12 protein-coding genes are annotated in these 12737 nt (G+C 55.9%); 5 read left to right on the forward strand and 7 right to left on the reverse strand.

What is annotated here, in order from left to right; all coding sequences use genetic code 11:
- Positions 1-156: 156 nt before the first annotated feature.
- On the reverse strand, positions 157-1896 hold the full coding sequence (locus FB556_RS12355; protein ID WP_141868164.1) for an L-aspartate oxidase: 1740 nt from the start codon (positions 1894-1896) through the stop codon (positions 157-159).
- A gap of 76 nt (positions 1897-1972) precedes the next feature.
- On the opposite strand from FB556_RS12355, the gene FB556_RS12360 reads away from it, so the two are divergent.
- Positions 1973-2905, forward strand: coding sequence for a LysR family transcriptional regulator (locus tag FB556_RS12360; protein WP_141868165.1), 933 nt, complete (start codon positions 1973-1975; stop codon positions 2903-2905).
- Here the strand turns inward: FB556_RS12360 and FB556_RS12365 are convergent.
- The 4 genes from FB556_RS12365 to FB556_RS12380 all read right to left on the reverse strand — a co-directional run bounded on the left by FB556_RS12365 (position 2891) and on the right by FB556_RS12380 (position 7064).
- Positions 2891-5017, reverse strand: a complete 2127-nt coding sequence (locus FB556_RS12365) for a heavy metal translocating P-type ATPase (protein WP_141868167.1) — start codon at positions 5015-5017, stop codon at positions 2891-2893. The genes FB556_RS12360 and FB556_RS12365 overlap by 15 nt on opposite strands.
- Before the next feature lie 210 nt (positions 5018-5227).
- Complete coding sequence (locus FB556_RS12370; RefSeq protein WP_141868169.1) at positions 5228-5731, reverse strand: hypothetical protein; 504 nt, start codon at positions 5729-5731, stop codon at positions 5228-5230.
- Positions 5732-5843: 112 nt separating this feature from the next.
- Positions 5844-6170 (reverse strand): thioredoxin family protein, encoded by a 327-nt coding sequence (locus FB556_RS12375; protein WP_141868171.1) that lies wholly within the window; start codon positions 6168-6170, stop codon positions 5844-5846.
- Positions 6171-6239: 69 nt separating this feature from the next.
- A complete protein-coding gene (locus FB556_RS12380) occupies positions 6240-7064 on the reverse strand; it encodes an SDR family oxidoreductase (RefSeq protein ID WP_141868173.1) in 825 nt (274 codons plus the stop codon).
- A 146-nt stretch (positions 7065-7210) separates the two neighbouring features.
- Between FB556_RS12380 and FB556_RS12385 the strand changes: the two genes are divergently transcribed.
- Both FB556_RS12385 and FB556_RS12390 read left to right on the forward strand, forming a co-directional pair.
- Positions 7211-8428: a DNA recombination protein RmuC gene (locus FB556_RS12385; protein ID WP_170200469.1), complete on the forward strand. Its 1218-nt coding sequence runs from the start codon at positions 7211-7213 to the stop codon at positions 8426-8428.
- A gap of 4 nt (positions 8429-8432) precedes the next feature.
- Positions 8433-8897 (forward strand): SgcJ/EcaC family oxidoreductase, encoded by a 465-nt coding sequence (locus tag FB556_RS12390; protein WP_141868177.1) that lies wholly within the window; start codon positions 8433-8435, stop codon positions 8895-8897.
- Here the strand turns inward: FB556_RS12390 and FB556_RS12395 are convergent.
- The gene (locus tag FB556_RS12395) at positions 8894-9826 is read right to left on the reverse strand and encodes a Link domain-containing protein (RefSeq protein ID WP_141868179.1); all 933 of its coding nucleotides are present in this window, start codon (positions 9824-9826) and stop codon (positions 8894-8896) included. The two genes, FB556_RS12390 and FB556_RS12395, sit on opposite strands and share 4 nt — an antisense overlap.
- A 77-nt stretch (positions 9827-9903) precedes the next feature.
- Between FB556_RS12395 and xseA the strand changes: the two genes are divergently transcribed.
- Both xseA and FB556_RS12405 read left to right on the forward strand, forming a co-directional pair.
- Positions 9904-11166, forward strand: coding sequence for an exodeoxyribonuclease VII large subunit (gene xseA, locus FB556_RS12400; RefSeq protein WP_141868180.1), 1263 nt, complete (start codon positions 9904-9906; stop codon positions 11164-11166).
- 11 nt (positions 11167-11177) lie between these two features.
- Positions 11178-11462 carry an exodeoxyribonuclease VII small subunit gene (locus FB556_RS12405; RefSeq protein ID WP_141868183.1) on the forward strand — a complete coding sequence of 95 codons (285 nt, stop codon included), beginning with the start codon at positions 11178-11180 and terminating at the stop codon, positions 11460-11462.
- Here FB556_RS12405 and FB556_RS12410 read toward each other — a convergent pair.
- Entirely contained in the window at positions 11459-12694 is a 1236-nt protein-coding gene (locus FB556_RS12410) for a pyridoxal phosphate-dependent aminotransferase (RefSeq protein ID WP_141868185.1), read from the reverse strand. The genes FB556_RS12405 and FB556_RS12410 overlap by 4 nt on opposite strands.
- Positions 12695-12737: the final 43 nt, after the last annotated feature.

Raw genomic sequence — 12737 nt, forward strand, 5'->3', positions numbered from 1 at the left:
ACTCTACCTGGTGGAATTGGTCCAGAGATGGCTGTGGGAGTTTTTGAACTTTCGGCGGAATAATCGGTGCCTCTGCCCCGCCGACGATCATCTTGTGGCCGCGCCGCGCAAAGGTGGTCTCACCACTACTTGGGAAGTGAGACCACCAGGCGAACCCTACTCGACCAGTTTGCCTTCCTGACTTACTTCGCGGATCAGTTCGCTGATCTCTTCCGGAATTGGTCCGATTTCTTCTCGCGTGACTCCGGTTTCCGGTGACCAGACGAGGTTGACCTGCATGGCCGGGTCCATATCTGGATAGTCACTGCGATTGTGACACCCACGAGTTTCACGGCGCTCCAGCGCTGCCTCAAGGGTGGCACGAGCTGCGAGCGCAGATGACTTGAGATCGTAGGCATGTGCGAGATCCTGGAACCCGGCAATATCGGGATGGATACCCACGTTTTCCATGCGCGCTTCGATCTCGTCGAGGCGCGCGAGACCTTGTTGCAGGCCTTCTTCGGACCGGACGACGCCAGCGCAGTCGGTCATCATATCTCGGATGGCACGCTGCAGGGCACGTACGTTTTCAGGTCCATCTGCAGAAAGTAGCCTGTCGACTTCGCCACGTGCGTTCGCGATGGCATCTGCAGAACGGGTTTGTGCCGGCAGGGTCGCGGAGTATTTAGCTGCGGCTTGTCCGACGATGCGCCCGAAAACGAGTAACTCGATGAGCGAGTTCCCTCCGAGCCGGTTTGCGCCGTGCAGCCCACTGGATGCTTCACCGATCGCGTAGAGCCCGTCGACCTCAGTGGAGTGATCTTCCGATCGCACCCATACGCCACCCATAGAGTAGTGCGCTGTTGGGGCGACCTCGATTGGCTCACGGGTAATGTCGAGCATTTGGGTTTCCATCAGGGTCTGATAAACCCGTGGAAGTCGCTTCAGGATAATTTCACGCGGTAAGTGGGAAACATCTAGCCAGACTCCCCCGTTTTCAGTTCCGCGACCGTCCTGAATCTCGGTATATGCAGCAAGTGCCACGCGGTCCCGAGTGGACAGTTCCATGCGTTCAGGATCATAGCGTTCCATGAAGCGCTCGCCCAGTGCGTTTCGAAGAATACCGCCCTCACCACGTGCCGCTTCAGACACGAGTGTTCCAGCAGCGTTTTCAGGCTCCAAGATGCCTGAGGGGTGAAATTGCACTAGCTCTGGATCCCGTAGGCGCGCTCCTGCTTCGACTGCCAGGCGGAAAGAGTCGCCCGTGTTCTCATCACGGCGTGACGAAGTCCGCCGCCAAATCCGGTTGTGCCCACCAGCGGCCAGGATGACGGCGTCGGCGTGGATAAGGTAGCGAGTACCATCGCTGATATCGAAACCATAGGCACCAAAGACTCGGTTGTCGTCGGTCAGAATATCGGTGATGTAGACGGTGTCCAGAATGGGGATCTCGAGTTGTTCACTGCGTCTAACCAGGCTGCGTTGGATTTCTAATCCCGTGTAGTCCCCGGCGAAGGCAGTCCGGCGGAAAGTGTGGGCCCCGAAGAACCGTTGTGAGATGCGGCCATCTGCTTCACGGGCAAAGCCCATACCGTAGCGTTCCAGGTCGCTGATGCCTTCGGCAGCACCTTTCGCTACAATCTCCACGGTTCGAGGGTCGGCCAGGTTGTAGCTTTCTTTGATAGTGTCTGCCGCGTGTTGTTGCCAACTATCTTCGACATCCATCGTGCCCAGGGCGGCGTTAATCCCGCCGGCCGCGAGCGCAGTGTGCGCATCGTGCCGTGGTCGTTTACCTACTGCGGTCACCTCGACCCCGTGCTCGGCTAATTCAATGGCAGCCCGCAAGCCTGAGCCACCGGTGCCGATCACTAAGACGCTGGTAGAAATTTGTTGTTCATGGGTTCTGAATCTTGTCATGGCTCCACGGTAAAAAGCCGTCAATGATTAGTCCAATGAATTATTTGGTTCGAATCGATGCGTATATGCTATCGACATGAACCTAGAGCAGCTCGAAAGTTTTCTCACCGTCGCTGAGACGGGGCATTTCACCAAGGCAGCGGCGCAATTACATATCGCGCAGCCGACCTTGAGCCGCCAGATTTCAACGTTAGAAGCCGAGCTCGGCTCGGAGCTTTTTCACCGAGCTAGGGGCAACATCACACTGACCGCAGCCGGAGAAACACTCCGCCCCGTAGCTGTTCGAATGTTGGCCGATGCAGAACAGATTCGCTTCCAAATGCAGGAACTAGCAGGTCTGCGACGCGGTCGAGTCCGTCTCGGTGCACCGCCGAGTATGTGTGTTTCTGTCGTCGCGGAGGTGGTGGGCCCTTACCATCAGGATTATCCCGGGGTGGATCTGCATTTACGTGAATCTGGGTCACATAACCTCTTGAACGAATTGATTAGCGGCAGTCTTGATATGGCCATCGTTGTTGCTTCTGAGCACGATCCGTCCGCAATGGAAAGCTTGGACCATATTCCGCTATTTGAAGAAGAACTCGTGGTGATTGCCTCCAGTCAAAAGCATCCTGGTCAGCATACACAGCAGCTAACTCTTCAACAGTTAGCAGAGTTACCTCAAATTGTTTTTTCGCAAAGCTATGACCTTCGTGCCGCAACGATGGACGCTTATCAGCAAATGGATTTAGATCCAAACGTGGTTTTAGAGGGCGCGGAGATGGATGCTGTCCTGCGTTTCGTGGAACGGGGTCTGGGAGTAGCAGTCGTTCCAGCCACGGTCCTCCTGGACCGCCCTCATCTTTCGTCATCCAGGTTGATCGAGCCCTCACTCATGCGAACTATCTCACTGGCCCACCGTCGAGATGTCACCTTGAGCAAGGCTGCGGCCGCGATGCAAAACCTCATCCTTGCCACAGTCTCAGAAGTTGCCGACCAAAGTCCTGCTATCCGTTCACTGATTGACTGAGGTTGCTTCGGCTTGCAGTACTGCTTTTGTGCTGGTTTCAGGGGCCAAATCAATTCGGCGTAAGAGCTGCGCGTTCAGTGCTACCACTACGGTCGACAGAGACATCAAGATCGCGCCGACTGACATCGGGAGGACAAATCCGATGGGTGCCAAGATCCCTGCAGCGAGTGGGACAGCGAGCAGGTTATAGCCTGCGGCCCACCATAGGTTTTGTTTCATCTTCTGGTAGGCAGCGCGAGACAGTTCAATGACGGACAGCACGGACCGCGGGTCGGAACTCGCAAGTATGACTCCCGCCGATGCAATGGCCACATCAGTTCCCGCACCAATGGCTATACCCACATCTGCTTGCGCGAGTGCCGGCGCGTCATTGACCCCATCCCCGACCATCGCGACTTTTTTGTCTTCGTGTTGTAGCTGGGCCACCTTTGCGGCTTTGTCTTCAGGACGCACTCCGGCAAAGATGCGGTCGATCCCTAACTGTCGCCCCACATCTTGAGCAACCGCTTCGGCATCGCCTGTGATCATGACGACCTCAATGCTCAGCTGATGCAATGCGTGGACTATATCATGAGATTCAGGACGAATCTCATCCGCAAGTTTGAGTCCACCAATCACTTCGCCATTGCACAGTACGTGCAAGATGATGGCGCCTTCATTCTTCCACTGCTGCGCATGGGGGATCTCTGATTGTTGTGCTTCCTGTAAGAGGTACGGTCCGCCAACTTGAATGTGTTGGTCATTGACGATTGCTGAGACACCGACCGCGGGCGAAGATGAGAACTGGGAAGCTGGTGGAAGCTGTATGCCACGATGGTGGGCTGCTTTTACAATGGCTGTGGCTAAAGGGTGCTCGCTGGGCTGTTCGGCAGCTGCGGCAAGTTCTAAGACTTCCACGGCGGAGTACTTTCCTACGGGTTCCACGTGCGTGACCGTCGGAGCACCTTTGGTGAGCGTGCCGGTCTTATCGTATAGCACGGTGTCCACCTCGCGCATGGCTTCTAGTGCCAATCGGTCTTTGATCAGCACTCCGCCCCGAGCAGCACGTTCCGTGGCGATAGAAACTACCAGCGGTATAGCTAATCCCAGCGCGTGTGGACAGGCAATGACCAACACGGTAATGACACGTGCTACGGCCACATCTGGTCCGGATACCATAAACCAGATGATCGCCGTAATGACAGCGGCACCAAGCGCAAACCAAAACAGTAATGCGGCGGCTCGATCCGCAAGGCGTTGTGCTCGAGATGACGAGCTTTGTGCTTCGGCGACCAGCCGATTGATACCGGCCAATGCGGTGTCATCGCCAGTAGCCGTGACACGGATTTTCAGTCCCGAGTCAGTGGCGACTGTCCCGGCGGTGACGGTTGAGCCAACGCCTCGGTGGACCGGATGTGATTCGCCGGTAATCATGGATTCATCCATTGACGCCTGCCCGTCGAGGATCTCACCATCGGCGGGTACGCTTGCCCCGGGGCGGACAAGAACGACATCGTTAACCACGAGCTGGTCAGGGCTCACGCTGACGATCTGATCGCCCTCGAGGCGCTCGGCTTCGTCCGGTAATAATTCGGCCAGCGAATCTAGTGCAGAAGTTGTTTGTTCTAGTGACCGCATCTCAATCCAGTGGCCGAGCAGCATGATGACCACTAACAGTGCCAGTTCCCACCAGAATTCAAGATCAGAGGCGACCAATCCGAGGGTGGCAGCCCAGGAGGCTATGAAGGCCACCGTGATGCCCAACGAGATGAGTAGCATCATCCCGGGAGCTCTCGCTTTGATCTCGCCGACTGCTCCGGTCAAAAACGGCCATCCACCCCAGAAATACATCACCGTGCCGAGTAAGGGCGCGACCCATAGTGCCCAATCTGGCACGGTATACCCCAACAGGTGGCCAAACATCGGCGAAAATAGAACCACGGGAATGGCAATGATTAGGTTGATCCAAAATAGCCTGCGGAATTGCCGGACGTGATCGCTATGATCGCCGTGGCCGTGATGTGCATGTGCGTGGTGGTTCTCATCTTCGGCGGGGTGTTCGTACTCGGAGTGATGATCGTGTTCTTGAACGGCGTGGCTGGTGTGATCGTGGTGCTCATGATCTGCTGGCATCTAGCTGCGCCTCGCTTTCGATGTGCCCAGGAGCGTGCGAGAGGAAATACTGTCCGTTTAACCTTTTCACACTTCAGGTGAAGATGCCTGGGTTCGATCACGCTCTACGGCCGTGTCACCATTCGATTTCGCTACTATGCCTATTCACATTGTTTTCGACGCTCACGAACAAGGATCGCAAGTATGTAACGGACATGGGTGGGCGAGATTTCAGGCGACCAGATAGTCACTGAGTCCAATCTCGGGATCCCATACGTGATGTGTGTAGAGGTCTTCTTTGTCCAAATACCCGTCATTCCACTCAACTAGCTCATCCATGATGTCGTCCAAGGTTGGGGCCCATAAATCGTGCATGAGGAGGTAGTCGATGACCACGTCTCCGACAAAAACTGTCTGATACGTCCCGGGGTCTCGCAAGAGCCATCCGGGTGCCAGTTTCAGGGTTGTCATGACTCTTTCGAGGTTGGTTGCCCGTATGAGCTGATCTCCAACATAGGAGATCAGTCCTCTGACCAGCGAAACGGACTTGCTGGTGAAATGCCCTTCGTCGGTGTATCGCAGACGTTCGCGTACAAAGTCGGCATATTCGTCGAGATTGGCACAGCGATGGTCTCGACCGATCTTTTCAAAGCGCTTGACGTCTTGTCGGATGCAGGTTTTCTCGCGGCGGGTAAATTCGCGAATCCGCAGTGTGGTATCTGCTGTGGTGTTCATTGTGTTCTCCTGTCGCCTAGCAACGGTTCGGATGATCACAACTCTGACACCACGCCAAGAAGCCCGCGGAACATATTGCCGAAACTGTGGATAACTCCGAGGCGAAGGTCAATTAGCGGTCTGGATTTATTGTTTTGATCTGTTCTATGATCTCGGCCAATTGTCTGCGGGTGGTAACGCCCGATTTCGCAAAGACGTGTTTGCCTTTGCGAAACGCGACGATCGTGGGCAAAGAGCGGATGCCCATGATCGCGGCCAGATCTTGTTCTTGGTCCGTATTGACCGTGGCGAACTGCACGTCATCAACCCGTTCGGCGACGTCGGCGAAGATCGGCCGGAAACGTGTACAAGTGGTACACCATTGCGCCCAGAAATCAACGACAACCGTGTCATGCTCTTCGATCGTTTTGCCCAGTGTGGCTAAGGTCAATTCATGCATGCTGCTCCCGTGGCCGTAGATAAAAGGTTGAGTGCCTGGGCACCTATCAGCAGTGAGCCTATCGAGTGGTTAGTCGACGAAGATATCCTTTTCGAGGTCCGCTGAATCAACACCCGGCGAGTACTTCGCAAAATCCGTGACTCCCGCATCTTCTAAGGCGTCTTCACAGAGGATTGCCTGACCCGCATACCGGCTTGGTTCTGCCGTCAGCACGACATGTGCTGCGTCGGAATACACCTCGGGCGTCCGGGAGCGTTCATACATGGTGGTACCACCCAACGCATACTGGACCGCTGCGGTTTGAATTGTCGTTTTCGGCCACAAACAAGTTGCCGGGATGTTGTTTTGGGCACCAATGCCCAGAGCGGCCAGGCTCATCCCATATTTGGCCATCATGTAGGCCGGGGCCGCACCCAACCATTTTGGTGAGAGATTCAGCGGTGGTGACAAGCTAAGGATTCGCGGGTCTGCTGAGGCTTTCAGGTGTGGCAGTGCAGTCCGGGTGAGCAGGAAAGTGCCGCGTGCATTAATGTCCTGCATCAAGTCATAGCGTTTCATCTCGATATCGGAGGCTGGCTCGAGATTGATGGCTGATGCATTATTAATGACGATGTCGATACCACCGAATTCGTTGACAGCGCCGTCGACGGCTGCCTGTACATCAGTTTCCTCGCGGACATCACCAACGACCGGCAGGGCCTGTCCCCCAGCCTGACGGATTTCTTCTGCAGCCGTATAGACGGTCCCGGGCAATTTGGGATGCGGCTGCGCTGTTTTAGCTAATAAAACGATATTGGCCCCGTCTGATGCCAGGCGTTTTGCAATGGCTAGTCCAATGCCACGGCTGCCTCCAGAGATCAACACGGTCTTGTTCCGCAAGCTAGTTTCGGCCACGAGCGCTCCATTCGGTTGGGTGTTGCATAGATTACATTGTGCCAGTCTTTTCCGATACCGCAAGTACCGGCTATCGGTGGCACGCCAGAAAGTTATCTCAGCGCGCCAGGCCTATCATGTCCGTTCGATGTGCCAGGCTTAGAGGCATGGAGATTTCGACTGCGATTGTGCTGTGTATTCTGATTGCCGTGCTGTTTTTCATCGGCGGCTATGTGATTGGGAAACGTAGCGCGGGCGGACCATCGGATGGCACAACCGAGGCGGCCTTGCGGGAGCAGTTAGCCACCGCGCAGACCCGTGCTGAGCTGCTCGATCGGCAACGCACCGAAGATCGCCAGCAGTTCCAATCGCAGCATCAGATTTTGCAGATGCTTGGCCCGTTGTCCCAGCAGCTCGACCAGTTGGGTACCCAGGTTGCCCAACTAGAACGCGATCGTGGCCAACAATACGGTCAGCTATCTCAGCAGTTGCGCACCGCCCACCTGACCGACTCGGCACTGCTAGAAAACACCCAGAAGCTCGTTGCGAGCCTGCGTTCCTCATCTGCTCGGGGCCACTGGGGTGAAGTCCAATTGCGACGCATTGTTGAAGCCGCAGGAATGCTGCAGCACACGGACTTTGAAGAACAAGTCAACCTGCTCGTGAACACCGCTGAGCGTGATGGCGAACAATTCCGTCCTGACATGCTCGTGCATCTGCCGGGTGGCAAGTCATTGGTCGTGGATGCCAAGGCACCCATGTCAGCCATTCTCCAAGCTGCCGAAATTCCGGCCGACGGAACCGAAGAAGACCAACGGCGTCGTACCGAATTTGAAGCAGCCCATGCTCGAGCACTTCGAGCACACGTCAAAGACCTGGGAACCAAAAAATATTGGAATGCCCTGGACAATACACCGGATCTGGTGTTGTTGTTCTTGCCGGCAGAATCTCACCTGTCTGCAGCTCTGGAGGCCGACGGCCAACTCTTGGACTATTCGTTTAGCCAAGGTGTAGCAGTGGTATCTCCGGTATCGCTGTTAGCGACGTTGAAATCGGTTGCGTATGCCTGGCAACAGGAAAACCTCGTGGATAATGCCCGGACCGTCTTTGCGTCAGCCCGCGAACTCTACGAACGTCTCGGGTTGTTAGGCCGTCGTTTAGACTCCCTGGGCAAGTCAATCAACACGACGGTCACCCGGTTCAACTCGATGATGGCAACGCTTGAAGGTCGAGTGCTACCTTCTGCTCGACGTCTCGAAGAACTGGATGCCTCGTTAGACACGATTACTGTTGCAGAGCCCGTACAGCAGAGCACCCGGGATGTCACCGCTCCGGAACTCCAGGCCAATATTGATGCAACCGTTGGCAGTACCCAGACGGAGTAAGACCATGAATCGGCAATCACCCAAATCTATTGTTACTGATTTCCAACGAGCCTGGAATGCCCACGATGCCGACGCGCTAGCGGAACTCTTTGTCAAAGACGCCGACTTCGTCAACGTCACCGGCCTGTGGTGGACGACGAAAGAACGCATCCGGAAAGCACACGAATTCGGTTTCGCTCATATTTTCGGCAGCTCCACCATGAATGTTGGTCGAACCGAGATCCGAATGCTCGGCGCTGATCACGCCGTCGTTCACGCCCGGGTGACCGTCACCGGACAGCACACCCCAGACGGGCAACTAGCTGAGGATCGTCGCACTGTCTTTAGCTTTGTAGTCACTCGGCTGCACGATGAACAAGGTGACTACTGGCGTGCGGTATCAGCCCAAAACACCGACGTCGTCCCTGGTGGTCCAGATACCCACGTGAATTCACCAGATGGACAAACCGCGGTGCGGTATCGAGACTAGCGGTACGAACGCCGACGATTAGCGGAAATAAAACCACCCAGGATACCTAAGAGTCCAACACCAATCGCTGTGGCACCAAAGACCAGCAGCTGCGGGTCCGCCCAGTCCTGAACGGCATCCAGCAGTGACCGAACCAACGCCTGGTTTGGGTCACCTTCAGTGCGTTCCACCACGGTATTTTGCATCCACATAGACCCGAGCTTGAGTGCCACAGCACACACCGCAGCGACCAACCCGGAAACCAGCAGCACGAGCCAACGACTCCCCCAGGAAGCAACAACCAACGCCATCACAAAGATAATCGCTGCCAACGCCAAGATCGCCGGCCACATGGTCATTAATTCTTCCACCATGACCACCTGTTCAGCAGTCAAGAAACTCACCGGTGGAATTGGGGTCGCAATCGTTGTTTCGGATTCGGCATCAAGCTGGAGCAAAGGGGTTTCTACGCCCGGTAGGTCCACGGTGGCTTCAGTGACCGCGTCTTCAATCATCGATAACGTCAGGTCAGTAACCGGCCCTAGCTGTAAATCGAGTTGCGCATCGGTAGCGTTATCGGCAAGAGTTTCTCCGGTTTCCATCCGATCACGTAACACCGTGATGTCCTGCAACCATCCCGCCCGAGTTTGTTCCAGCGATTCTGCCCACGCCGCATCGAAATCGTCGTGCCCCACGATCCGAGCAGAGGCTTCTGCCACGGCTTGGTTCAACGCGTCGTCCACGAGCGCGACGCCCGTCGTATCTGCCGCAAGATTCCCGACAGCGCTGGGCACGGCAGCCTTGAATTCTTCAGCCGACTCCCCGGAAGCTAAGATATTTTGGACAGGTTCGGGCTGATGGATCAGTTCGCTCAGTTTCCACGACACCAGCCCAAAGGAAGCAGTGAGACCGACAATGATCGCTAAGATGACCGCCAAGAAGTTACGCATTCGTGAATCCTGCTCTCTTCACAATGTCGTGGGTGTGAAATCATCGTGGTGTTCCAAATCTAGTGTAAGTGGTAGCTATGTCTGAACACATTCCAACCCCCGATAGGCCTGCTCAACCGCAGCTTGCAGCCGATACGACGCCAGAGAGCCCATGGCCGCTGTCGCGCCTGTCGGAAAATCTGAAGAACTATATTGAGCGGATCTCCCCCACCTGGGTCGAAGGTCAACTCATCGAACACCGTGTCAGCCGTGGTCATGCGTGGATGACCATGCGTGACCTCGACGTCGAGATGTCCCTGCCCGTTGTCGCCTGGTCTCGCACCGCCAATCGTCTAGATCCTTCGATTCAAGAAGGCGCCCGCGTCGTCGCCTTGGTCAAGCCGAACTTCTACACCAAGACCGGCCGGTTGACTATGGTCGTCAACGACATGCGCCCGGTGGGTATTGGTGAGCTATTAGCCCGCGTTGAACGCCTGCGCCGGGCGCTAGCCGACGAAGGCCTGTTCGCACCGGAACGCAAGAAACCACTGCCGGTATTACCGAATACCATCGGGTTAATTACTGGCCGTGATTCGGATGCGATGCATGATGTCCAACGCAATGTGTGGCTTCGCTGGCCTGTTGCCCGTTTCGAAGTGATCCACGCTGCAATGCAAGGACCCCGAGTGTCCGATGAAGTCAGCGCCGCGTTACACGTTCTCGACCGGGACCCTAGCGTTGATGTCATTGTGGTCGCACGTGGTGGCGGAGCCCTCGAAGAGGTGATCCTGCCGTTCTCGGATGAGGCCCTGGTGCGAACAGTCTCCCAGTTGACTACACCGGTGGTATCGGCCATCGGTCACGAAGCCGACCGCCCAGTGTTAGATGACGTCGCCGATTTCCGCGCTTCCACGCCCACTGACGCGGCGAAAAATATTGTCCCCGACGCTGCCATAGAGCTGGCGGGCATCATGGATGTGCGCACGCGCATGGCACAGGCGGTGCAACGTCTCGTAGATGTACAACGTCAGCAGATCGCGCAGCTTCGCTCTCGACCGGTCATGGCTCAACCAGAGACGATCATCCAGTTGCGCGCCGAAGAGATCGATCAGTTGGTCACCCGTTCTCGAGCAACCTTTGGGCACCAACTCCATCGCGCGACCGACCATATTGAACAGCTCAAAGCCCGAGTCCGGTCGCTGTCACCCCAACAAACTCTCAACCGCGGGTATGCGGTGGTCCAGCATGACAACACGATCCTGCGTGATGCCTCGACTGTCTCGCTGGGCGATGAACTCGATATTTTGGTGGCAGCGGGCCGCCTGAGTGCAACCACTACCTCGGTAACCGAAACATCCTAAGGAGCAATCCCATGACTGAACAGCAACCTCAACCTGCCGTCGAAGGCTTCTCGTCGGCGGATGTTTCCGACATCAACACCATGAGCTATGAGCAAGCGCGCTCCGAGCTCATCCAGACTGTAGAACGACTTGAGGCCGGCGGCGCCGGGCTTGAAGAATCCTTAGCCCTCTGGGAGCGCGGTGAAGCGCTGGCTCGTCGCTGTGAATCCTGGCTCGAGGGTGCACGCTCGAGATTAGAAGAAGTCCGCGCGCAGACTCAACACAACCAGGAACCGGGTGCAACCAACGCTGGCTAGGCGTGACGGTAGCGGTAATCTTCTAGGAAGTCTGCGATCCGACCGATGCCATCGGTCAATTGCTGTACAGATGGCAGCGTGACCAACCGGAAGTGGTCAGTATCCGGGTAGTTAAATGCTCCACCATGAGATACGAGGATTTGTTGTTGGCGGAGCAACTCAATGACGAAGCTTTCGTCATTTTCAATCGGATACAGTTCCGGATCGAGTTTCGGAAAGACATAGAGCGCGCCGTGGGGTTCTTGGACGGTGACGCCTGGGATCTCACGCAGCAGTTTCGTAGCCACATTGCGTTGATCTAGCAATCGGCCGCCGGGCAAGATCAGATCATTAATCGATTGGTAGCCGCCCAAAGCCGTTTGAATGACGTGCTGGGCTGGCACATTAGAACACATGCGCATATTGGCCAGCAGCGTCAGGCCTTCAAGGAAGTCAGTCGCCCGGTGTTTTGCCCCGGAGACGGCCACCCAACCGGCACGATAGCCCGCCACCCGATACGCCTTAGACAGGCCAGAGAAGGTGAGCACCAAGACGTCGTCGGCAATCGAGGCTGCGTGAATATGTTTAGCATCTTCATACAGGATCTTTTCGTAGATCTCATCGGACAGCACGACCAACCCATACCGGCGAGCAATTTCAAAGATGCCCTCAAGAGTTTCGCGGTTATAGACGGCGCCGGTTGGGTTATTCGGGTTGATGATCACAATGGCCTTGGTCCGTGCCGAGACCCGAGCTTCAATGTGATCCAGATCTGGGATCCAGCCTTCTTCTTCTACAGTCCGGTAGTGCACAGCGTTGCCACCCGACAGTGTGGTGGCCCCGGTCCACAGCGGATAGTCGGGGGCTGGGATGAGCACTTCATCGCCGTCATCAAGCAGCGCTTGTAACACCATGGAGATCATTTCCGAAACGCCGTTACCGATGAAAACATCGTCGCTGCGGATGTCCATGATGCCTTCGGTTTCGTAGTACTGCGAAACCGCTCGGCGGGCTGAAGTAATACCTTTGGAATCGGAATATCCCTGCGCCTCGGGCAGGTTAGCGATCATGTCTTTGAGAATCTCATGCGGCGCTTCAAAACCGAAGGGCGCGGGGTTGCCAATGTTCAACCGCATAATGCGTTGACCAGCTGCTTCCAGGCGTTGCGCCTCTTCCAGGATAGGACCTCGCACGTCGTAGCGAACGTTGAGTAATTTGGATGATTGGCGAATATCGCGATAAGTGCGGGGCACCGGGTCCTCCTGAAACCTTTGAGTTTAGGTCGATTGTAGATGA

This window comes from Enteractinococcus coprophilus (genome assembly GCF_006716305.1).
Classification (GTDB): domain Bacteria; phylum Actinomycetota; class Actinomycetes; order Actinomycetales; family Micrococcaceae; genus Yaniella; species Yaniella coprophila.